Source organism: Actinomycetospora sp. (assembly GCF_036497245.1).
Taxonomy (GTDB): Bacteria; Actinomycetota; Actinomycetes; order Mycobacteriales; family Pseudonocardiaceae; genus Actinomycetospora.
In genome coordinates this window covers 1-20931 of the sequence record NZ_DASXJS010000083.1, presented here as the reverse complement: position 1 = coordinate 20931, position 20931 = coordinate 1, and the positions used below count along the sequence as shown (strand labels likewise).

20 protein-coding genes and 1 pseudogene are annotated in these 20931 nt (G+C 73.6%); 7 read left to right on the top strand and 14 right to left on the bottom strand.

The window, feature by feature from the left end:
* Positions 1-195: pseudogene (locus VGI02_RS09210) on the bottom strand (MiaB/RimO family radical SAM methylthiotransferase); the annotation flags it as partial.
* Positions 196-374: 179 nt separating this feature from the next.
* Between VGI02_RS09210 and VGI02_RS09205 the strand changes: the two are divergent.
* The gene (locus tag VGI02_RS09205) at positions 375-944 is read left to right on the top strand and encodes an amino-acid N-acetyltransferase (protein WP_331627028.1); all 570 of its coding nucleotides are present in this window, start codon (positions 375-377) and stop codon (positions 942-944) included.
* 5 nt (positions 945-949) lie between these two features.
* On the opposite strand, the gene VGI02_RS09200 is transcribed toward VGI02_RS09205, so the two are convergent.
* From VGI02_RS09200 to VGI02_RS09175, 6 genes are all read right to left on the bottom strand, one after another.
* The gene (locus tag VGI02_RS09200; RefSeq protein ID WP_331627027.1) at positions 950-1582 is read right to left on the bottom strand and encodes a LysE family translocator; all 633 of its coding nucleotides are present in this window, start codon (positions 1580-1582) and stop codon (positions 950-952) included.
* Positions 1583-1699: 117 nt separating this feature from the next.
* On the bottom strand, positions 1700-3226 hold the full coding sequence (locus tag VGI02_RS09195) for a hypothetical protein (RefSeq protein WP_331627026.1): 1527 nt from the start codon (positions 3224-3226) through the stop codon (positions 1700-1702).
* Between the two features lie 90 nt (positions 3227-3316).
* Positions 3317-6076 carry a DNA translocase FtsK gene (locus tag VGI02_RS09190; RefSeq protein ID WP_331627025.1) on the bottom strand — a complete coding sequence of 920 codons (2760 nt, stop codon included), beginning with the start codon at positions 6074-6076 and terminating at the stop codon, positions 3317-3319.
* 108 nt (positions 6077-6184) lie between these two features.
* On the bottom strand, positions 6185-6955 hold the full coding sequence (locus VGI02_RS09185; protein ID WP_331627024.1) for a trans-aconitate 2-methyltransferase: 771 nt from the start codon (positions 6953-6955) through the stop codon (positions 6185-6187).
* Complete coding sequence (locus tag VGI02_RS09180) at positions 6952-7533, bottom strand: hypothetical protein (RefSeq protein ID WP_331627023.1); 582 nt, start codon at positions 7531-7533, stop codon at positions 6952-6954. Before VGI02_RS09180 ends, VGI02_RS09185 begins: the two co-directional genes overlap by 4 nt.
* A 38-nt stretch (positions 7534-7571) precedes the next feature.
* Entirely contained in the window at positions 7572-8021 is a 450-nt protein-coding gene (locus tag VGI02_RS09175) for an anthrone oxygenase family protein (RefSeq protein ID WP_331627022.1), read from the bottom strand.
* A gap of 91 nt (positions 8022-8112) precedes the next feature.
* Here VGI02_RS09175 and VGI02_RS09170 point away from each other — a divergent pair, with 91 nt between their 5' ends.
* Positions 8113-8712 (top strand): TetR/AcrR family transcriptional regulator, encoded by a 600-nt coding sequence (locus VGI02_RS09170; RefSeq protein WP_331627021.1) that lies wholly within the window; start codon positions 8113-8115, stop codon positions 8710-8712.
* A 50-nt stretch (positions 8713-8762) separates the two neighbouring features.
* Positions 8763-9152 carry an NUDIX hydrolase gene (locus tag VGI02_RS09165; RefSeq protein WP_331627020.1) on the top strand — a complete coding sequence of 130 codons (390 nt, stop codon included), beginning with the start codon at positions 8763-8765 and terminating at the stop codon, positions 9150-9152.
* A gap of 51 nt (positions 9153-9203) precedes the next feature.
* Here the strand turns inward: VGI02_RS09165 and VGI02_RS09160 are convergent, their stop codons facing one another.
* From VGI02_RS09160 to thyX, 3 genes are all read right to left on the bottom strand, one after another.
* Complete coding sequence (locus VGI02_RS09160) at positions 9204-11051, bottom strand: ribonuclease J (RefSeq protein WP_414638227.1); 1848 nt, start codon at positions 11049-11051, stop codon at positions 9204-9206.
* 310 nt (positions 11052-11361) lie between these two features.
* Positions 11362-12006: a TIGR03085 family metal-binding protein gene (locus VGI02_RS09155; RefSeq protein ID WP_331627019.1), complete on the bottom strand. Its 645-nt coding sequence runs from the start codon at positions 12004-12006 to the stop codon at positions 11362-11364.
* Between the two features lie 64 nt (positions 12007-12070).
* On the bottom strand, positions 12071-12820 hold the full coding sequence (gene thyX / locus VGI02_RS09150) for an FAD-dependent thymidylate synthase (RefSeq protein WP_331627018.1): 750 nt from the start codon (positions 12818-12820) through the stop codon (positions 12071-12073).
* Between the two features lie 38 nt (positions 12821-12858).
* Between thyX and VGI02_RS09145 the strand changes: the two genes are divergently transcribed.
* From VGI02_RS09145 to VGI02_RS09135, 3 genes are all read left to right on the top strand, one after another.
* Positions 12859-13200: a YrhK family protein gene (locus tag VGI02_RS09145; protein WP_331627017.1), complete on the top strand. Its 342-nt coding sequence runs from the start codon at positions 12859-12861 to the stop codon at positions 13198-13200.
* Between the two features lie 90 nt (positions 13201-13290).
* Entirely contained in the window at positions 13291-13986 is a 696-nt protein-coding gene (locus VGI02_RS09140) for a toxin-antitoxin system HicB family antitoxin (protein WP_331627016.1), read from the top strand.
* Positions 13983-15014, top strand: a complete 1032-nt coding sequence (locus tag VGI02_RS09135) for a DUF4097 family beta strand repeat-containing protein (protein ID WP_331627015.1) — start codon at positions 13983-13985, stop codon at positions 15012-15014. The genes VGI02_RS09140 and VGI02_RS09135 overlap by 4 nt, the downstream gene beginning before the upstream one ends.
* 189 nt (positions 15015-15203) lie before the next feature.
* On the opposite strand, the gene VGI02_RS09130 is transcribed toward VGI02_RS09135, so the two are convergent.
* From VGI02_RS09130 to VGI02_RS09120, 3 genes are read right to left on the bottom strand one after another with little or no spacing between them, the layout of a single operon-like run.
* Positions 15204-15959: a succinate dehydrogenase/fumarate reductase iron-sulfur subunit gene (locus VGI02_RS09130; protein ID WP_331627014.1), complete on the bottom strand. Its 756-nt coding sequence runs from the start codon at positions 15957-15959 to the stop codon at positions 15204-15206.
* 8 nt (positions 15960-15967) lie between these two features.
* A complete protein-coding gene (locus VGI02_RS09125) occupies positions 15968-17941 on the bottom strand; it encodes a fumarate reductase/succinate dehydrogenase flavoprotein subunit (protein ID WP_331627013.1) in 1974 nt (657 codons plus the stop codon).
* Between the two features lie 3 nt (positions 17942-17944).
* Positions 17945-18625, bottom strand: coding sequence for a succinate dehydrogenase cytochrome b subunit (locus VGI02_RS09120; protein WP_331627029.1), 681 nt, complete (start codon positions 18623-18625; stop codon positions 17945-17947).
* 84 nt (positions 18626-18709) lie between these two features.
* Here VGI02_RS09120 and VGI02_RS09115 point away from each other — a divergent pair, with 84 nt between their 5' ends.
* On the top strand, positions 18710-19717 hold the full coding sequence (locus VGI02_RS09115) for a LysR family transcriptional regulator (protein ID WP_331627012.1): 1008 nt from the start codon (positions 18710-18712) through the stop codon (positions 19715-19717).
* Positions 19718-19976: 259 nt separating this feature from the next.
* On the opposite strand, the gene VGI02_RS09110 is transcribed toward VGI02_RS09115, so the two are convergent.
* A partial coding sequence (locus VGI02_RS09110; protein WP_331627011.1) for a winged helix-turn-helix domain-containing protein occupies positions 19977-20931 on the bottom strand: 955 nt, incomplete at its 5' end.

Here is a 20931-nt window from a genome sequence, read left to right as displayed (position 1 = left end):
GGGCCCGCCCGCGGCCATCACGGCGTCGACGGAGTCCTTCTTGGCCTGCTCGACGAACGTGCAGGTGTTGACGACGACGACGTCGGCGCTCCCGTCGTCGCCGCCCGCGACGTCCCACCCCTGCGCGGCCAGCCGGCCGGCCAGTTCCTCGGAGTCGACGTCGTTGCGGGCACAGCCCAGCGTCACGAGCGCCACGCGGCCCCGGTGGTCCGCGGCGCTGTCCGTTCCGGGTGCGCCCGCGCGGGATTGCTCTTCGCGTTCAGGCACCCGTCCAGGGTAGACGCCTCCGGGCCGGGTCGAGGAGGCGACGCCGGGTGGGGCCGTGGTGGGTCGCGCCCGGCCCGGCGACGAGGCGCCACCTAGGCTGGAGGGCCATGACCCCGGAGACCGAGCCGAGCGGCGGGACCCCCTCGACCACACAGTCCGGGAACGTCCGATCCGCCGGTGTGCCGATCCTGTTGCGCCGCGCCCGCACCGCCGACGTGCGCGGCATCAAGACCCTGGTCGACGGCTTCGCCTCGGACAACATCCTGCTGCGCAAACCGCTGGTCACGCTGTACGAGACGGTGCAGGAGTTCCGGGTCGCGGTACGCGGTCACGAGGTCGTCGGGTGCGGCGCGCTGCACGTGCTCTGGGAGAACCTCGGCGAGGTCCGCACCATCGCGGTGGACCCGTCGGTGCAGGGCGGTGGCGTCGGTCACGCCCTCGTCGACGAGCTGATCGCGCAGGCGCGCGCCCTGGGGCTGGCCAGCCTGTTCGTGCTCACCTTCGAGCTGGAGTTCTTCGAGCGACACGGCTTCCGCGAGATCGAGGGCTCGCCGGTCAGCCAGGACGTGTACCTCGAGATGATGCAGTCGGCCGACGAGGGCGTCGCGGAGTTCCTCGACCTCGCCTACGTCAAGCCGAACACCCTGGGCAACAGCCGGATGCTGCTGGATCTGTAGGTGGCCTACTCCGACACCGCCACCCCGACGCCCAGCCCGATCATCACGACGCCCCCGGTGCCCCCGACGACCCCGAGCCGCCGCGGCGAGCGGGCGAACCACGCCCGGGCGGTCCCGGCGGCGAGCACCCAGAGGCTGTCGAGGACGAGCGCGATCCCGGTGAACATCGCGCCGAGCAGCAGGACCTGGCCGGCCACGGGCGCCCCCGGGTCCACGAACTGCGGCAGGAACGCGGTGAAGAACACCGCGCTCTTCGGGTTGAGCGCACCCACGGCGAGGCCGTCGAGGACCGCGCGACCCGCGCCCCGCCGGCCGTCGGGCACCGTGCCGGCGCGCCCGAGCGAGGCGAACGCCTCGTGGCGGTGCCGGATCGCGTTCACGCCGAGCACCACGAGGTAGGCGGCGCCGGCCAGCTTGAGCGCCGTGAACGCCACCGCCGACCCGGTGACGAGCGCCCCCAGCCCGCCGGCCACCGCCGCGACCTGCACCATCAGCCCCAGCTCGTTGCCCGCCACCGCGGCCAGGGCCCGCCGGCGCCCGACCGAGAGCGCCCGCCCGACCGCGAACACCACGCTCGGGCCCGGCACCACGATGAGGACCGCGGCGGCGAGGCAGAAGACGAGTAGTCGGTGGTCCACGGGGGAGCAGTCTGGTCCCGGGCGTCGTCCCCGTCGACGGCATTCCGGTGGCCTCCGACCAGGTGAGCAGTACGTGTCGCCATGACCGCACCGAGTGCTCACCAGGGCGGAGCCCACCTACGCCGCGGCCACCGACCCACGCGGCGGCGTCCCGGGCGCGGCCGCGGCCGGCGCCGGGACGGTCTCGGCAGCGGGGAGGGCGACGCGGACCGAGAGCGCCTCCCGGCAGGAGGTCACCTCGACGGTCCCGCCGAGCAGGGCGGCCCGCTCGGCCAGGGCCGCGGGGACCCGGCCGGGACGCGGCCCCGACACCCGGTTGCGCCCGCAGGCGACCTCCAGGACCACGGCGTCGTCGCGGTGCTCCACGGTCACGCACGCCGCGTCCGGCCCGGGACGCGAGGCCAGCTCGGCGACCAGTTCGGCCAGCAGGCGCGCGGCGAGGAGCCCGACCTCGGGCCTGCCACGGCCGGGAACGCCGCGGACGACCACCGACGGCGGGCGTCCGCCGTGGCGGGTCGCGGGCTGGCCACCGAGCTGTGCGGCGTGCCGGGCCGAGGCCACCAGGACCGCGACCCGGCCCTCGTCGAGGACCGCGTCGGCCTCACCGACGGGGCACCCGGGCTCGGCCTCGACGGCCTCGAGGGCGGGCAGCACCCCGGCGATCCGGTGGCGGGCGATCCGCAGGCGCCGCGGCTCGGCGGTGTCCGCGGCGGCGAGGACGGCGAGCTCCGCGGCGAGGGTGCGGTGGGCGGGCGCCGCCAGCCCGAGCCTGGCGTCGACGTCCCCGCGGGCGTGCCCGTCGAAGACGTGCAGCAGGTTGCCGCGACCGATGGCGGTCGCCCGGCGTCGTCGGTGCAGCCCGACCGCGTAGGCCGCGGCCAGGACCACCCCGAGGAGCAGGCACTCCCCCGGCTCCGGCGCGGCCTCGACGGGCAGGTCGACGGCGCCGGCGACGGCGCCGGTGGCCGGGGCGGTCGTCGCCGCGAACGGCGCGGCGAGGACGAGCACCCCGAGGACGGTCGCGAGCACGACCCCCGAGGCCATCGGGGGCGCATGACGGGCGGTGAGCGCGACGGCCACCGCGAGCGCGACGACGAGCAGCGGCTCGGCGGAGACGCTCGCCGGGAGCAGGACGACGACGAGGGCGGTCAGCGAGACCGCCGCGGCCCCGAGCAGGGTCCCGACCACGAGGCCCGCCGGGCGCAGCGCCCGTCCCCGGACCTCCTCGGGCGGGTCCGCGGGGACCGGGAGGCCGCCGAGGGCGGCCGCGCGGCGTACGGCGTCGAGCGCGGACCGGGCATGGCCCGCGGCAGGCCCGCGGCCCGCGTCGTCGGCCGGGGTGTCGAGCAGCCGGTGCAGCGCGTCGACGACCACCCCACGCAGGTCGGCGGCGATCCGGCCGCGCTCGCGGGTGACCGCCCGGGCCGGGGCCGGGTCGTCGGCGGCCGTGGGGTCGGCGGGGAGCGCAGGGTCCTCGGGGAGGTCCTGGGGAGCGTCCACGTCGTCCGGGGCCGCCGGCTCGGCGGCGAGCCGCGTGTCGGCGACCACGGGGTCGGCGATCAACCGCTCGGCGATCACGGGGTCGGCGAGGTGCGGAGGACGGTCCGTCGTACCGACCGCCGACCTGAGCTCGTGCTGTGCCATGTCCGCTCTCCCCGACCCGTGGGATGTGCGGCGGAGCCTGGCAGACCCCCCGATGGACACCGCGGGGACACGCTGACCCGATCGAGCGGGTTACTCCGGATAGCCACCATCGAGGTCGTCGCCGTCGTCGACTCCCCCGGAGGCCTCAGCGCCCGCACCGCCGGATGCGCTGCGCGGCGAGGGCTCGCCGCGCAGCGAGGCCATGAGGTCGGCCAGCTCGTCGGGCTTGAAGAGCACGTCGCGGGCCTTCGAGCCCTCACTCGGCCCGACCACCCCGCGGGTCTCCAGCAGGTCCATGAGCCGGCCCGCCTTCGCGAACCCGACCCGCAGCTTGCGCTGCAGCATCGACGTCGACCCGAACTGACTGGTGACGATGAGCTCCGCGGCCTGCAGGAGCACCTCCAGATCCTCCCCGATGTCCGGGTCGATCTCCTTCTTCTCGCCCGCCGCCTCGGTGGTGACCGTCTCGTCGTAGTCCGGCTCGGCCTGCTCCTTGCAGAAGTCGACCATCGCCGAGATCTCGTCGTCCCCGACGAAGGCGCCCTGCAACCGGTTCGTCCTGCCCGCGCCCATCGGGAGGAAGAGCGCGTCGCCCATGCCGATGAGCTTCTCGGCGCCGGGCTGGTCGAGGATCACGCGGCTGTCGGTGAGCGAGCTGGTGGCGAAGGCCAGCCGTGACGGCACGTTGGTCTTGATCAGGCCGGTGACGACGTCCACCGACGGCCGCTGGGTAGCGAGCACCAGGTGGATACCCGCCGCACGGGCCTTCTGCGTGATCCGCACGATCGCGTCCTCGACGTCGCGCGGGGCGGTCATCATGAGGTCGGCGAGCTCGTCGACGATCGCCATGATGTACGGGTAGGGCCGGTAGACGCGCTCCGACCCGAGCGGCGCCTGGATGTCCCCGTTGCGCACCTTCTCGTTGAACACGTCGATGTGCCGCACGCGGTTGGCCTGCATGTCCGCGTAGCGCTGCTCCATCTCCTCGACGAGCCACTGCAGGGCCGTCGCGGCCTTCTTCGGCGAGGTGATGATCGGTGTGATGAGGTGCGGGATGCCCTCGTAGGGCGTCAGCTCGACCATCTTGGGGTCGATGAGGATCATCCGGACCTCGTCCGGCGTGGCCCGCGCGAGCAGCGAGACCAGCATCGAGTTGACGAAGCTCGACTTACCGGAGCCGGTGGAGCCCGCGACCAGCAGGTGCGGCATCTTCGTGAGGTTGGCCAGCACCATCTGGCCCTCGATGTCCTTGCCCAGCCCGATGACCATGGGGTGGGTCTCGCGGCGGGCGGTGCCGCTGGTCAGGACGTCGGCGAGGCGGACCATCTCGCGGTCGGTGTTGGGCACCTCGATGCCGACCGCCGACTTGCCGGGGATGGGGGCGAGCAGCCGGACGTTCTCCGTCGCGGCGGCGTAGGACAGGTTCCGGTGCAGCTGGGTGATCTTCTCGACCTTCACCCCGTGGCCGAGCTCGACCTCGTAGCGGGTGACCGTCGGGCCGCGCACGAAGCCGGTGACCTGCGCATCGATCTTGAACTGCTCCAGCACGCCGGTGATCGCCTCGATCATGGCGTCGTTGGCGGCGCTGCGGGCCTTCGGCGGTTCGCCCGCCACCAGGAGATCCGGCGGGGGCAGGTGGTAGCTGACGGCGCCGTCCGCGCCTTCCGGAACCTCGCGGTGCGAGCTGAAGCTGGTCGCGGCCTGCGGATCGGTCTCCGAGTCGGGGGCGTCGACGACCGGCGGGGTCTCCGGGATCTCGGCGGCCGGGACCTTCTTCTTGCGTCGCGACGGTGCGGGAGCGGGTTCCCCGGAGGCCGGCGCCGCCGCGTCCTCGGCGGCTGCGTCCGGCGCAGGGCCCTCGCCGTCGCGGTGGCGCGCGGGGTGCGAGGCCGCGTCGGCCGGGTCCAGCTCCCCCGTGGTCTCGGTGTCGGCGGCGACGGCGGTGCGCTTGCGACGCGAGCCGCGCGGGCGGCTCAGCGCGGTGGTCTCGGCGTCGGGATCCCCGGCATCCGCCGCCGCGGGGTCGACGTCGTCGACGCTCCCCCATTCGTCGTCGTGCTCGTCGTCGAACGGCTCACCGGTGATCAGGCAGCGGACCCGGTGCGGGACGTCGCGGACCGGGGTCCCGGTGAGCACGAGCAGGCCGAAGGCGGCGACGAGGACGAGGACCGGCATCGCGAGCCACACCGTCACGCCCGCGGTGATGGGGTCGGCGAGGACGGCCCCGACGACCCCGCCCCCGGCCTGGCGGCCGGTCAGCGTCGTCGGGGCACCCACGGTGAGGTGCCAGACCCCGAGCACGCCCAGGCCCAGGAGCAGGGCCCCGACGACGGAGCGGGGGCGGGTCTCCGGGTCCGGATCGGTGCGCAGCAGCAGGACGGCGACCCCGAGCAGGATCATCGGCACGGCGAGCGCCACGGAGCCGAGCACGGTGCGGAACGCGGTCTCGATCCCGGACCCGATCGGCCCGCCCGCCTGCAGCCAGAGCCCGGCCGCGGTGACGAGCGCGAGGATCACCAGCGCGAGCGCGATCCCGTCCCGGCGGTGGGCGGCGTCGATCTCGCGGCCGCGTCCGACCGTGCGCGCCAGGGAGCCGAGCCCGCGGGCGGTCAGCGTCCAGACCCCCTGCAGGCCGCGGACGATCGGGCCGGGACCGCGGCGGGTCGGCCTGCGTGCGGGGGTGCGGCCCTTCGCCGGCGCCCGGCCCTTGGCGGGCGCCCGACGGCCCGAACCGCTACGGCCCGCCCCCGAGCGGGAGCGCGGCGCCGGCTGGGCCGACTCCACGGTGCGCTGCGGAGTGCGGCCCCGGGTGAGGGGTCGACTGCGCGCGGAGGTGTCGGTTCGGGCCATGGCGGACACGGTAACCGCGCCGCCCCACGGGCCCCGGGAGCCACACGCGTCCAAGAGGTGCGCTTCGCGCTCGTGAGCACTGATCCGTGTCGTAGCACGGATCAGTGCTCACGAGCCGCAGGCACCTACGGCGAAGACCCGGCGGAACGGGAACCACGTGGAGCCGTCGTCGCGCCGCGGGTAGGCCTCGCGCAGCCGCGGGGCGAGCTCGGCGGTGTAGGCGGCGTAGTCGGCGTCGGAGAGCGCGTCCCGGACCGGCCGCAGCGCCGTCCCGGAGATCCAGTGCAGCACCGGGTCCTCGCCGGTGAGGCGCTGCAGGTAGGTGGTCTCCCAGACGTCCACCGCACTCGCCCCGGCCCCGGCCAGGTCGTCGGCGTAGTCGGCGGGCTCCGCGACGGTCGCCGCGTCCCGCAGCGGCACGCCGAAGCGCTCGGCCACGTCCCGGGCCAGCTCGTGGGACGGCGCGGTGAAGTTGCCCGGGACCTGCATCGCGAGCCATCCCCCGTCGGGGAGCGAGCCGACCCAGCGCCGCAGCAGGTCGCGGTGCCCGGGGACCCACTGCAGGACGGCGTTGGTGACGATGACGTCGACGTCGTCGTCGGGCTCCCAGGTCGCGACGTCCGCCCGGCGGGCCTCGACGCCCCGCGAGCGTGCCGCGGCCACCATCTCGGGCGAGGAGTCGAACGCCGTCACCCGCGCGGCGGGCCATCGGGCGGCGAGGATCGTCGTGAGGTGCCCGGGCCCGCAGCCCGCGTCGACCACGTGCCGGGGTGCGCGGGCCCCCACCCGGGCGAGCAGGTCCGCGAACGGCCGCGAGCGGAGGTCGTCGAAGTCGAGATAGAGGTCCGGGTCCCAGGTGGCCGACGGGGTGCTCGTCACGGCAGGGACGCTACGCCCGCGATCAGCAGCACCGCCCCCGTCACGCCCGCCCCGAGCAGGCATCCGACGATCACCTGGGCGAGCGTGTGCGCGGTCAACCGCAGCCGGGCCCAGCCCACCACCGGCACCGCGAGCCACGAGAGCGCCCACCACACGCCCCCGAGCAGCGTCAGCACGCACGCCGCCGCGCCGACCACCGCGACGTGCAGGCTCACCTTCCACACGAGGGTCACGGCCGTCACCACGAGCACCGTGACGAGCACGGCCACCTGCAGCGCGACGATGGCCCGCGGCGCGCCCGCGAGCGCCAGCACGGCGAGCCCGACCAGGACCGACGCCGCGGACAGCCCCAGCGGCACGGCCCGCTGCTCGCGCCGGGACAGGTGGTGGTCGGTGTAGCGGCCCCGCCGCACCCCGACGTCGACGATTGCCGCCGGGATCGCGACCGTGAACACCATCCCCTCCAGCGACCATCCGACGCCGGCCCACCCGGCCGCGAGCGCGCCCACCACCGGGTAGAGCAGCGCGAGCAGCACGGTCGGCGAGCTCACCCGGGAGATCAGCGTCGCGGTGCGCACCGGCCCATCCTCCGGCACCGGAGCACCATCGGCCCCGGTCACGCGCCGAGCAGGCCGACCGCCACCAGCGCGAACGCGGCCACCAGCAGCGCGACGCGGCCGTAGTGGAGGCGGTCCCACCGCCCCACCTGCGCACGCCAGTCGCTCGGCGCGTCCCCGGCGCTCCACCTCGTCACCCGGTCGTTGATCGGCACCAGCAGCGCGACCGAGACGACGATGGCCGCCGCCAGCAGCGCCGTCGCCACCCCGACCGGCACCACCCCCGGGCCGCCCCACTCCAGCACCACCCAGACGATCCCCAGCACGATCGACCCGGAGTACCAGAACGGCATCACCCGCCCGAGCACCCGCGCCCCGTCACTGCGGGCCGCGAGCCCGGCGTCGCCCGGCAGCCGGTCGAGCATCGGGTTGACGAACACCGCCACCGCGAGCTCCACACCGACGAGCAGACCGACCGCCACCACCGTCACCACACCCAGCACGTCCACGACGCCTCCCGCGACTTTCTAGCGCTGCTAGTTCGACTGCCGACGCTAGACGAACATTGCTCGAATATCTAGCACTGCTAGAGTCACGGTCATGGCCGTCCAGAACCGGAAGGAACGGGAGCGCGCCGACCGGCACCGCCGGATCGTCGCCGTCGCCCGCGAGCTCGCCGAGGACCAGGGCTGGGACGCGGTGACCACCCGCCGGCTCGCGGACCGGATCGAGTACAGCCAGCCGGTGCTCTACGGCCACTTCCCCGGCGGCAAGGACGCGATCGTCGCCGCCGTCGCCCTCGAGGGCTTCGCCGAGCTCACGACGACGCTGCGGGCGGCGGTCGCCGACACCGGTCCCGGCCACCGCGCCGCCGTGGCCGCGCTGACCTCGGCGTACCTGGCCTTCGCCGCGCTCCACCCCGCGACCTACACGGCGATGTTCGACCTCGCCGCCCTGCCGTTCGCCCGCCACGACACCCCGGCGCCGCTGCACGACGCGTTCGCCGTCCTGCGCGACGCGGTGGGCCCGGGGGCCTCCGGCGACGTGGCCGCGGGTCCCTCCGGCGACCCGGACCGCCACGCCGAGCTCGCGTGGGCCACCCTGCACGGGCTCGCGACCCTGACCCGCGCCGGGCGCCTCCCGCCCGACGGGGCCGAGGACCGGATCGCCCTCACGGTGGATCTCCTGGCGCCGGCCTGATCGCCGGTCAGGTCCCGGGCCCGCCCGATCAACCGTGGTAGGGAGAGCGGATGAGCCGGGAGAGCCACCTCGTGCTGGCGGTCGTGACCGCCGGGCCCGGCCTGCTGCTGCTGCACCGGCCGGGCGAGACCCCGCCCGCGGTGCTGCCCGGCGGACGCCCGGAACCGCGCGAATCGCCGGGCGCGACGGCCGAGCGGGGCTGCATGGAGGAGACGCGCGTGCGCGTCCGGCCCGGCCGCCAGCTCGGGCGGCTCGTGACCGACGGGATCGCGACGACCTACATCGCCGCCCGCCCGCTGACCGAGCCGCAGCCGGGGGAGATCGCGGTGAGCCTGCAGGTCGCCTGGTACACGCTCGACCAGGTCGATCTCGTGCTCCCGGACCTGTGGTCACCGGTCCGCCGGCACCTGGAGAAGGTCCTGGGTGGCTCCGCCTCGTGAGCACTTTCCGGTGCTATGGCACCGGAAAGTGCTCACGAGGGCGCAGCCCACCTACACCGGCAGCACCGTCGGGACGATCATCGGCCGGCGACGGTAGGTCTCGCCGACCCACTTGCCGACCACCCGGCGCACCGACTGGGCAATGCGGTGGGTGTCGGTGATCCCCTCGGCCTCGGTGCGCGCGAGCTCCATCTCCACGAGGGAGACGACGTTCTCGAGCGCCTTCGGGTCGTCGGAGAACCCGCGTCCGGAGATCCGCGGCGGCGCCACCGCGCGCCCGGTCGCCGCCTCGACGGCGACGGTGATCGAGATGAAGCCACCCTCGCCGAGCATCAGCCGGTCGGACAGCGTCGTCTCGCCGACGTCGCCGACCTGGTTGCCGTCGACGTAGACGTGCCCGACCTCGACGCGCCCGGCGATCGCGGCCTGCTTGTCGACGACGTCCACGACGACGCCGTCCTCCGCGATGACGACGTTGCCGGCCGGGATCCCGACGCGCTTCGCGATCTCGGCGTTGGCCCGCAGGTGCCGCCACTCGCCGTGGACCGGCATGACGTTGCGCGGGCGCAGCGCGTTGTAGAGGAACAGCAGCTCCCCGGCGCTCGCGTGGCCCGAGACGTGGACCTTCGCGACGCCGGAGTGGACCACCTCGGCACCGAGCCGCGTCAGCCCGTTGATCACCGCGAACACCGCGGTCTCGTTGCCCGGGATGAGGCTGGAGAGCAGCACCACGGTGTCGCCCGGGGTGATCGTGATCTGCCGGTGGTCGCCGCGGGCCATGCGGCCGAGCGCGGAGAGCGGCTCGCCCTGCGACCCCGTCGAGACCAGCACGACATCCTTCTCGGGCATCTGCAGGGCGTCGTCGAGGTCGACGAGCAGGCCCTCCGGGATGTCGAGCAGGCCGAGGTCCGCGGCGATCCCCATGTTGCGGACCATCGACCGGCCCGTGAAGCACACCTTGCGCTTGTGCGTGGCGGCCGCGTTCAGCACCTGCTGGACGCGGTGCACGTGGCTGGCGAAGCAGGCCACGATCAGCCGGCTCGGGGCCCGGCGGAAAACGTCGTCGATCACCGGCGCGATGTCGCGCTCGGGGGTGACGAAGCCCGGGACCTCGGCGTTCGTGGAGTCGACCAGGAGCAGGTCGACGCCCTCGTCGCCGAGCCGGGAGAACCCAGCGAGGTCGGTGAGGCGGCCGTCGAGGGGCAGCTGGTCGAGCTTGATGTCCCCGGTGTGCAGCACCGTGCCGCCCGGCGTGCGGATCGCGACGGCGAGGGCGTCGGGGATGGAGTGGTTGACCGCGAAGAACTCGCAGTCGAACGTGCCGAAGTGGTTGCGCTCGCCCTCGCGGACCTCGAGCAGGTGCGGGGTGAGGCGGTGCTCCTTGCACTTGGCCTCGACCAGGGCGAGCGTGAACCGGGACCCGACGACGAGCAGGTCCGGCTTCTGGCGCAGCAGGAACGGCACCGCGCCGATGTGGTCCTCGTGCCCGTGCGTGAGCACGAGCGCGTCGATGTCGTCGAGCCGGTCCTCGATGGTGCGGAAGTCCGGCAGGATGAGGTCGACGCCGGGCGACTCCTCGCTGGGGAACAGCACGCCGCAGTCCACGACGAGCAGCCGCCCGCCGTACTCGAACACGGTCATGTTGCGGCCGACCTCACCGACACCACCGAGCGCGACGACGCGCAGGGCGCCCTCGGCGAGCGACTTCGGGGGGACGTCGGCGACGGCGCCGGAGGTCTGCGGGACCGACTGGGTCGGTACGCCGGAGCCCTGCCCGCAGTCGTGCTTGTCGTGCGCGGCGTCCTGGCCGTTCTTGTTCTGCTGCTTCGGGTCGTTCTGGTTCGGGGAGTTCGGGCTGCCGCCGTTGCCCCGGCGGCGCTGTGCGGTCGATCGGCTCACCGGGTCACCCCGGTGGGGTTCTCGCTGGGAATGGGTTCCTCCTGGTCAAGGGGCGTCGCCCGGCCGGCGACGGGACGACGCCGGGTTCGCGGGGCGCTCGCCCACGGGTGCGGCCCGTCGTGGGCCGCGGGGATGTCTCGGGTGGCAGAGCGCACACCGGGCGCGTGTCGAGCACCGGCCCCGTGAGGGGGCGGGGTGCGAACGGCGGGCGTGCTCATGCCGTACCCAGCGTACCGCCCCGGGCTGGGGCGGGTGATGGTGGAGGGGCACGACACCACGAGCGTGGCGATCAGCACCCGTCGTCTCCGACCTAGAGCCCCCGGTCCGTGGCCTTCACGCTCGCGACGTCGGCCGGTTCGCCCCGCCACGACACGACGCACTCGTCGCGTCCGCTCGAGAACAGCAGCAGCTCGCCGGGCTCGCCGACGACCGTGACGGTGCGCGGGCCGCTCTTCACCGCGTGCTCGCGGCCGTCCGGGGCCGCCAACGTCACGCCGACGGGGCTGGAGCGGTACGCCAGACGCCCGAGCAGGGCGAGCTGCTTCCAGAGCAGTCCGTCGCGATCGGGCTCCGGCGGGCGCGGCGCCCAGCCGGTGACCGCGCGTCGCACGTCCTCGTGGTGGATGAAGTACTCCTGGACGTCCACCCCGGCGAGGAACGGCAGCGCCATCGGGCTCCAGGACGGCGGGCCGCCGCGGATGAGGGCGACGTTCGCCCCGAAGTCACGCTCGGCGGCGCGGCCCTGCACGCGCTCGGTCCAGAAGGCCAGCGGCGGGATCAGGATGCCGGGCGCGGCGTCCGGCCGGCGCTCGCGGACCACGAGGTGGGCGAGCAGGTCGTTCGTCGTCCACTCGCCGCAGAGGGTGGGCTCGTCGGGCCCACGCTCGAGGAAGAGGTCGGCGAGGGCGTTGCGCTCGGCAACGGCCACGTCACCGGCGGACCGGAGGGCACTCATGCGCAGGAGCTACCCGCTCGGCCCGGAGACGATGCCGAGCGGAGCCCGACCCTCGCCCCGCCGATCATCCCTCGGCGACGAACGGGCTCGACGCGACCCGGGACCCGCTGGGCAGCTCGCTGATCTCGAAGTCGGCGAACACGTTCGGCACCTCGGCCTGCAGCGACTCGAGGCACGCGACCGCGAGGTCACGAATCTCGACGTCGGCGTGCTCGGAAGCCCGCATGGCGATGAAGTGCCGCCACGCCCGGTAGTTGCCGGTGACGACGAGGCGGGTCTCGGTGGCGTTCGGGAGCACGGCCCGGGCCGCCTGGCGCGCCTGCTTGCGGCGCAGCGTGCGGTTGGGCTCGTCCGCGAAGCGCTCCTCCAGCCCGGCCAGCAGCTTCTCGTAGGAGGCGAGCGCGGCGGCGCCCGCCTCGGCGAACAGCTGGTGGAGCTCCGGGTCCTCGGCGATCACCTCGGGCTCGACCATCGCGGCGTCGCGCTCGGGCACGTAGCGCTGGGAGAGCTGCGAGTAGGAGAAGTGGCGGTGGCGGATCAGCTCGTGGGTGAGGCTGCGCGACATGCCCGTGAGGTAGAAGCTCACGCTGCCGTGCTCGAGCACCGAGAGGTGACCGACCTCGAGGATGTGGCGCAGGTAGCCGGCGTTCGACGCGGTCGCGGGGTTCGGCTTCGTCCACGACTGGTAGCAGGCCCGGCCCGCGAACTCGGCGAGCGCCTGACCCCCGTCCGCATCGGTCTCCCACGGCACCCCGGCCGGTGGCAGGAACTCGGTCTTCGCGATCAGCGTCACCTGCGGCCCCACGGTCTCCACGCCCGACACGGTATCCGCTCGTCCGTGGTGATCTCGCGGTGCCGCTCCCGGGTATGTCCCCGTTCATGGCCAAGCCGGTGAGTGACGACCCCGACGACCCGAACATCACCCTGACCCTCGCCGGGCGCGAGATCACGATCCGCGACCGCTACGAGACGGCGAGCATCGTCAACGACGCGCTCATCGCGCTGGAGTTCTTCATCGGGTCGTTCTTCTTCTTCGAGGGCGTGACCGACAAGGATGTGGGCGTGTGGCTGTTCGTGGTGGGCTCCGCGCAGCTGGCGATCCGGCCCGCCATCCGCCTCTCCCGGCGGTTCACGCTGCGGCGGCTCGCGTCCGAGGGTCGTGGGCGCTACCACGAGAGCGCCGACGACTTCTGACATCACGATGACACCATGACGGTGTTCGCCGAGCGCTGAACCGACACCAGGCCCTTGTTGTGGTGTCGTCACGGTGTCACTGTGGTGCGCATGGACCTCACGCCCTATGTCACCGCACTGCGGGACGACCTCGCCGCCGCGGCGTCCGTGGGCGACGAGCAGACCGCCCGGGCCGGCACCGCGCTGGCCGGGGCCCTCGAGCCCGCCGTTCGCCTCGCCCTCATGAACGCGCTCTCCGATCTCGCCACCGAGATCTCCGATTCCCTGGACGACCACTCCGTCTCGCTGCGCCTGCGTGGCCGCGAGGTGGACGTGGTCGTCGACCGGGCCGCTCCCGAGGAGCCCGCCGAGGAGGAGCCGTCCGCCGGGGGCTTCTTCGCCGGGCCGTCGTCGAGCCCGTTCGTGGGCCCGGGCGGCGCGTTCTCGCGCCCCGGTGCCGACCGGCCGGGATTCGCCCGCCCGGGCGCCGGCCCCGCCGACATGGGCGACATCTCCCGGATGACCCTCCGCCTCGTCGACCAGATCAAGGGCCAGGCCGAGCAGGCCGCCGCCTCCCAGGGCATGTCGCTCAACTCGTGGATCTCGCAGGCCGTGCAGGGAGCGCTGCACGACTCGTGGGGTCACGGACGGTTCCGCGGCCACGGCCGGGACCGGGATCGGCACGGCTCCGGGTGGGACGGCCACGGCGGGGACCGCCCGGGGTCCGGCGAGGAGCCGCGCGACCGGTCGTCGTCGGGTGACGACGACCAGGGCGATTCCGGCGTCTCGGGGTGGGTGCGCGGATGAGCGCGCCGAGCAGGACCGAGCATCACGACGTCGAGGGGCCGGTCGACCTCCTCGTCGAGATCGACACCGGTCGGGTCGACGTCCGGCTCCGCCCGGACACCGCCGCCCCCACCTGGGAGGCCGCCTCGGCGACCACCTCGGAGGCCACGACGCCGGGGCCCGACGGCGGCGAGGCGACGGCGACCCGCGAGGTGCGGGTCGAGGTGACCGCCGACCCCGAGGAGGCGCCCGGCTGGGTCCGCGGTCTCGCGGGTCTCATGGACGCCGCCGGCGGGCTCGAACGACGCTTCGGGTTCGACCTGGGCGCGATGACCGGGCTCGGCGCGAACCCCGGGGAGGACCCCGAGGAGCGTGCCCGCCGCGCCGTGGAGGGCGTCGAGATCACGCTGGCCGACGGGCGGCTGTCCGTGCGCGGGCCCCGTGAGGTGATGCTGCGGGCCGTCACGCTGGCCGTGACCGTGCACGCCCCTGCCGGTTGCGGGGTGGCCGTGCACGCGGGGGCCGCGCCGGTCGACGTCACCGGGCGGCCCGGCGAGGTCGAGATCCGCACCACGGGCACCGTCGCCGTCGAGGAGATCGCCGCGCGCGGCGCGATCCGATGCGGCGCCGGGGACGTCTCCGTCCGGCGCGTGGCGGGGGTGCTGCGGGTCAAGGGCGGCGCCGGCGACGTGACGCTCGGGGACGTCGGGGCCTCGACGGAGGTGGTGACCGGCAGCGGCTCGGTCGCGGTGGCGCGGGTCGCCGCGGACCTCTCGGTGCGCGCCGGCAGCGGCGACGTCACCGTCCGGGACGCCTCCGCGGGCGACCTGGAGCTCTCGACGGGCGCCGGCTCGGTGCGGGTCGGCGTGCACCCCGGGGTGGAGGCGTCGGTCGACCTGCGCTCGGCGGCGGGCTCGGCGTCGTCGGACCTCCCGGTGAGCCGCACCCGGCCCGAGACCGGCACTGACGCGACCGCCGGAGCGCCGCTGCGCATCCGCGGGCGCGCCGCCGCAGGCAGCGCGCGCGTGCAGTCCGCGGCGCCCGCCTGACGGCGTCCCGGCCCGGTGCCGGCCAGAACCGTGCCCACCCGCCCCGCCCCGCCCCGCCCCGCCGGAACCGTCTCCACCCAGCGGAACGAACGACTCGTTCGTGGCTTCTATGTGCACGAACGAGTCGTTCGTTCCGGCTCGCGCGGAGCGGGCGATCGGGCGGGGCGATCGGGCGGAGCGGGCGAGTGCCTAGTCCGAGCGTGCCCCCGAGAGGGTCGCGCCCAGCACGTCGTGGTTGAGCCGCGAGATCGACGCCAGCGGGATGCCCTTGGGGCACACCTCGGCGCATGCGCCGACGTTGGTGCACCCGCCGAAGTCGAGCTCGTCCTGCTTGGCGAGCATGTTGATCGCGCGCGTCTGCCGCTCCGGCTGCCCCTGTGGGAGCAGGCCGAGGTGGGTGACCTTGGCGGCGGTGAACAGCATCGAGCTGCCGTTCGGGCAGGCGGCCACGCAGGCCCCGCAGCCGATGCAGGTCGCGGCGTCGAACGCGTCGTCGGCCGAGACCTTGTCGACCGGGATGGCGTGCGCGTCCGGCGCGGAGCCGGTGTTCGCGCTGATGTAGCCGCCGGACTGGATGATCTGGTCGAAGGCGCTGCGGTCGGTGACCAGGTCCTTCACCACCGGGAACGCCCGCGCCCGCCACGGCTCGACGTCGATCGTGTCGCCGTCGGAGAAGTGCCGCATGTGCAGCTGGCACGTGGTGGTGTTGCGCTGCGGGCCGTGTGGGGTGCCGTTGATGACCATGGCGCACGAACCGCAGATGCCCTCACGACAGTCGTGGTCGAACGAGACCGGGTCCTCGCCGTCGAGGACCAGCTTCTCGTTGAGCACGTCGAGCATCTCGAGGAAGGACATGTCCTCCTCGACGTCGTCGAGCTTGTACTTGACCATCTTGCCCTTGGCGTCGGCGTTCTGCTGCCGCCAGACGCGCAGAGTGAGCTTCATCGGTGCCCTTACTTGTAGCTGCGCTGGCTCGGGTGGACGTAGGAGAAGTCGAGGTCCTCCTTGTGGAGGATCGGCTTGTCGCCACCCCCGTACTCCCAGGCCGCGACGTAGGAGAAGTTCTCGTCGTCGCGCTGGGCCTCGCCGTCCTCGGTCTGGCTCTCGGCGCGGAAGTGACCGCCGCACGACTCGTTGCGGTGCAGCGCGTCGATGCACATCAGCTCGCCGAGCTCGAGGAAGTCCGCCACGCGGCCCGCCTTCTCCAGGGACTGGTTGAGGCCCTCCCCCGAACCGACGATCTTGACGTCGCGCCAGAACTCCTCGCGCAGCGAGGGGATCCGGTCGAGCGCCTTCTCCAGGCCCTCGGCGGTCCGCTCCATCCCGCAGTGGTCCCACATCAGGTGGCCCAGCTCGCGGTGGAACGAGTCGACGGTGCGGTTCCCGTTTGCCGAGAGCAGCTTGTCGATGCGCCCGCGGGTCGAGTCCATGGCCTCACGGACCTCGTCGCGGGACTCCTCGATCGGCTCGAAGGGAGCGTCGGCGAGGTAGTCCGAGATGGTGGTGGGCAGGACGAAGTACCCGTCGGCCAGACCCTGCATCAGCGCCGAGGCGCCGAGGCGGTTCGCGCCTTGGTCGGCGAAGTTCGCCTCGCCAGTGACGAACAGGCCGGGGATCGTCGAGCGCAGGTCGTAGTCGACCCACAGCCCGCCCATCGTGTAGTGGATGGCGGGGTACACGCGCATCGGGACCTGGTACGGGTCGTCACCGGTGATGCGCTCGTACATCTCGAAGAGGTTGCCGTACTTGGCCTCGACGGCGTGGCGGCCGAGACGCGCGATCGCGTCCTTGAAGTCCAGGTAGACCCCGAGACCACCGGGGCCGACCCCGCGCTCGGCGTCGCACATCGACTTCGCCGCCCGCGAGGCGATGTCGCGGGGCACCAGGTTGCCGAACGCCGGGTAGATCCGCTCGAGGTAGTAGTCGCGGTCGTCCTCGGGGATCTGGTCCGGCGATCGCGAGTCGCCGCGCTCCTTCGGGACCCAGACCCGGCCGTCGTTGCGCAGCGACTCCGACATCAGCGTCAGCTTCGACTGGTACTCCCCGGAGACCGGGATGCACGTCGGGTGGATCTGGGTGTAGCAGGGGTTCGCGAACAGGGCGCCGCGCTTGTGGGCGCGCCAGGACGCGGTGACGTTGCTGCCCTTGGCGTTCGTCGACAGGTAGTAGACGTTGCCGTAACCGCCGGAGGCGAGCACGACGACGTCGGCGAAATGCGTCGAGAGCTCACCGGTGAGCAGGTTGCGCACGACGATGCCGCGGGCCCGGCCGTCGACGACGATCAGGTCGAGCATCTCGGTGCGCGGGTGCATCTCGACGGTGCCGGCCGTGATCTGGCGGTTCAGCGCCTGGTAGGCGCCGAGCAGCAGCTGCTGGCCGGTCTGCCCGCGGGCGTAGAACGTGCGGGAGACCTGCGTGCCGCCGAACGAGCGGGTGTCGAGCAGGCCCGAGTACTCGCGGGCGAACGGGACGCCCTGCGCGACGCACTGGTCGATGATGTTGACGCTGACCTCAGCGAGCCGGTGCACGTTCGACTCGCGGGAGCGGAAGTCGCCGCCCTTGATCGTGTCGTAGAACAGCCGGTGCACCGAGTCGCCGTCGTAGCGGTAGTTCTTGGCGGCGTTGATCCCGCCCTGGGCGGCGATCGAGTGGGCCCGGCGCGGGCTGTCCTGGAAGCAGAACGACTTCACGTGGTAGCCGGCCTCGCCGAGCGTGGCCGCCGCGGCGCCACCGGCCAGGCCGGTCCCGACGATGATCACGCTCATCTTCCGGCGGTTGGCCGGGTTGACGAGGCGGGCGGAGAACTTGCGGTCGCTCCACCGGTCGCCGATCGGGCTGTCGGGCGCCCGCGTGTCAGCGATCGGGTCGCCGAGCGCGAAGTGCCCCTCGCCCTGCTTCGACGTGGGCTCCTGCTGCAGCTCAGACATTCCTCACCTCACCAGGCCGAACATGACGGACAGCGGAATGATCACGAAGCCCGCGGTCACCACGACGGCGACGACGAGCGAGAACGCCTTCAAGGAGTTCTGCCGGATGGCGGAGTTGCCACCCAGGGTCTGGATGCCCGACCACAGGCCATGACGGATGTGGAAGCCCAGGGCGATCATGGCGACGATGTAGAAGATCGCCACGACGGGCCGGTCGAAGCTCGCGACGAGCTTCTCGTAGGCGCCGCCGCCCGGGTCCGGGTTCACGGTCCCCGTGGTCAGGTCGAGGATGTGCCAGATCACGAACAGCGCGATGATCACGCCGCCCCAGCGCATCGTCCGGGCGGCGTAGCTGCCCGGGTAGGCCTTGTGCTGGTACCCGATCGGCCGGGCCCGCTTGGCGCGGTACCAGAGCGAGAACGCCGCGGCCATGTGCAGGAGCACCGACCCGACGAGGACGACGCGGATGATCCACAGGATGCCGCCGTAGCCGAAGATCTCGGCCCCGAGCGTCCGCAGGTGCTCCGAGTACGCGTCGAACGTCTCCTGGCCGAAGAAAATCTTCAGGTTGCCGATCATGTGGGCGATGACGAACAGCAAGAAGATCACGCCCGTCACGGCCATGACGGACTTCTTGCCGACGGACGATCCCCACGTCCTCGTGACGATGTTGCGCTGGGTCATGACCACGAGCGACACGCTAAGCCTGGGAACACGCCGACGGCCAATGCATGCAAGTCGGTCCAGCGATGCTCTTAAGCTATGGGAGTGACCCTCAAACAGCTCGTCTACTTCCTGGCGGTCGCCGACTCCGGACGGTTCGTGCAGGCAGCGGGCGAGGTGCGGATCGCGCAGCCCACGCTGAGCCGGCAGATTCAGTCGCTCGAAGATGATCTCGGCGAGACCCTGTTCACACGGGGTCGGGATCACGTCACACTCACGGCCGCGGGCGAGACGCTGCTGCCCCTGGCCCGGCGCATCGTGGCCGATGTCGAGACCGCCCGCCTGGAGATCGCCGAGCTCGCCGGGCTGCGCCGCGGGCGCCTCCGGCTGGGGGCCACGCCGAGCCTGTGCGTGGGGGTCGTGGCGGACGTCCTGGCGGTGTTCCACGCCAGCTACCCGGGCATCTCGCTGCAGATCACCGAGAGCGGGTCCCAGGACCTCGTCGCCGACCTCGAGGACGGCCAGCTCGACCTCGCCCTGGTCATCCACCAGCAGAGCCGCGGACCCGGCGCGTCCGGAGCGGGTTACACGCGAGCGGGAGCACGGGGCGGGTCCGCCACGACCGAGTCGACCCTGCGGCTCACGCCGGTCCTGCGCGAGGAGCTCGTCGCCGTCTCGGCGGCGGGCGGGCAGGTCGGGCTCGACGAGGCGCTGGGGGACCACGCCGGCATCGTCGAGCTGGCCCGCCACCCGCTGGTCGTGCACCGGCCCGGCTACGAACTGCGCGAGGTCGTCCTCTCCGCGTGCGCCGCGGCCGGCGTGACCCCACGCATCGCGGTCGAGGGCGGCGAGATGGACGCCGTGCTGCGGATGGTCGAGCGCGGCCTGGGCGTCGCGATCGTCCCGAGCCTCGTGCTCGCGGGCCGCCCCGGGCTGCGGACCACGCGCCTCGACGGATCCGGGTGGACCCATCGCACGATCGCCCTCGCGCACCGCACCGACGTCGCGCCGACCCGGGCCGCCGAGGCGTTCCGGGAGACCCTGCTCGCCGTGCTCGCCCGCACCTCACGCACCGGGGCGCTCCCGCCCGGGGTCCGCTTCATCCACAGTTGATCGACGCCACCCGACCCTGTGATCACGAGCACATCAGGCAGGTCCGCGGGCCTCCTGGGATGCGCCCAGTGCCCCTCGCCGGGGCGGATGGTGGGACTCGGAGCGTCGGCCGTCCCATCCGTTGATCACGAGCACCTGGCGCACGCTACAGACGGTCGGCGGCTGCCTGGTGTGCCCGTCGAGGGCCGCCCGAACTCCTGAGACCCGACCGACGTGACCTCGGTGGCTCCCACGCCGCGCTGGTCGACCCGACGTGCGGCTACGCCCGCGCGTAGCCCAGCGCCCGGGAGAGGGCAGGCGCGAGGGGGCCGCCCTCCACCACGACGTCGCCCACCCCGAGCCACGCCGCCATGTCCCGCAGCGCCCCGGCCATCTCCGTCGCCACGCGGTCCTCGTCGGCACCGCGCTCGACGCACTCCGGCTCGGCGAACGCCCCGGGCACGCGCAGCAACCCGGCCGCCCGGTCGGTCTTGAGGTCCACCCGGCCGACCAGCTGCCCGTCGAGCAGGAACGGGAAGACGTAGTAGCCGTGGGTGCGCTGCTCGGCGGGCGTGTAGATCCCGATGCGGTAGGTGAATCCGAAGATCCGTTCCGTGCGCGGGCGGAACCACACCAACGGGTCGAACGGCGCGAGCAGTGCCCGCCCGGTGGCCTTGCGCGGGAGCCGCGCGTCGGGTGCCCGGTAGGCGGGAGCGCCCCAGCCCGCCACCTCGACGGGGACGAGCTCGCCCGCGTCGACGAGCTCGGTCACCGCAAGGCGGCTCTCGGCGGGCGGGAGGCGGTAGTGGTCGCGCAGGTCCGGCTCGGTCGCCACGCCGAGGGCGGCCGCGGCGCGTCGGGTGAGTTCGCGCATCGCCTCGCCGCGCTCCGGGTCGCGCGCCAGCACCTCCGGCGGCAGCACGTCCTCGGTGACCGCGTAGGCGCGACGGAAGCCCCGCCGGGTCCCCGTCGTCAGGACCCCGGTGGCGAACAGGTGCTCGCAGGCGACCTTGACGTCCGAGCGGTGCCACCACCCGCCGTAGGCGCGGGCCCGGCGCTCGCCGCCGTCGCCCAGCACCTGCTCGACCTCGCGGGCCTCGAGCGGACCGTGCGCCGCGACGGCGTCGTGCACCGCGTCGAGGACGTCCGGCCGGTTGTCCATCGCGTCCCCCAGCCACCGACTGGTGCGCTTGGCGTTGTCGGCCATGCGCCAGCGCAGCAACGGCCAGTCCTCG

Excerpts from the sequence above, each read along its gene's own strand:
- VGI02_RS09205 (WP_331627028.1), top strand. The coding sequence starts at position 375 with ATGACCCCGGAGACCGAGCCGAGCGGCGGGACCCCCTCGACCACACAG.
- VGI02_RS09125 (WP_331627013.1), bottom strand. The coding sequence starts at position 17,941 with ATGTCTGAGCTGCAGCAGGAGCCCACGTCGAAGCAGGGCGAGGGGCAC.
- VGI02_RS09165 (WP_331627020.1), top strand. The coding sequence starts at position 8,763 with ATGAGCCGGGAGAGCCACCTCGTGCTGGCGGTCGTGACCGCCGGGCCC.
- VGI02_RS09195 (WP_331627026.1), bottom strand. The coding sequence starts at position 3,226 with ATGGCACAGCACGAGCTCAGGTCGGCGGTCGGTACGACGGACCGTCCT.
- VGI02_RS09190 (WP_331627025.1), bottom strand. The coding sequence starts at position 6,076 with ATGGCCCGAACCGACACCTCCGCGCGCAGTCGACCCCTCACCCGGGGC.
- VGI02_RS09170 (WP_331627021.1), top strand. The coding sequence starts at position 8,113 with ATGGCCGTCCAGAACCGGAAGGAACGGGAGCGCGCCGACCGGCACCGC.
- VGI02_RS09140 (WP_331627016.1), top strand. The coding sequence starts at position 13,291 with ATGGACCTCACGCCCTATGTCACCGCACTGCGGGACGACCTCGCCGCC.
- VGI02_RS09130 (WP_331627014.1), bottom strand. The coding sequence starts at position 15,959 with ATGAAGCTCACTCTGCGCGTCTGGCGGCAGCAGAACGCCGACGCCAAG.
- VGI02_RS09135 (WP_331627015.1), top strand. The coding sequence starts at position 13,983 with ATGAGCGCGCCGAGCAGGACCGAGCATCACGACGTCGAGGGGCCGGTC.
- VGI02_RS09155 (WP_331627019.1), bottom strand. The coding sequence starts at position 12,006 with ATGAGTGCCCTCCGGTCCGCCGGTGACGTGGCCGTTGCCGAGCGCAAC.
- VGI02_RS09120 (WP_331627029.1), bottom strand. The coding sequence starts at position 18,625 with ATGACCCAGCGCAACATCGTCACGAGGACGTGGGGATCGTCCGTCGGC.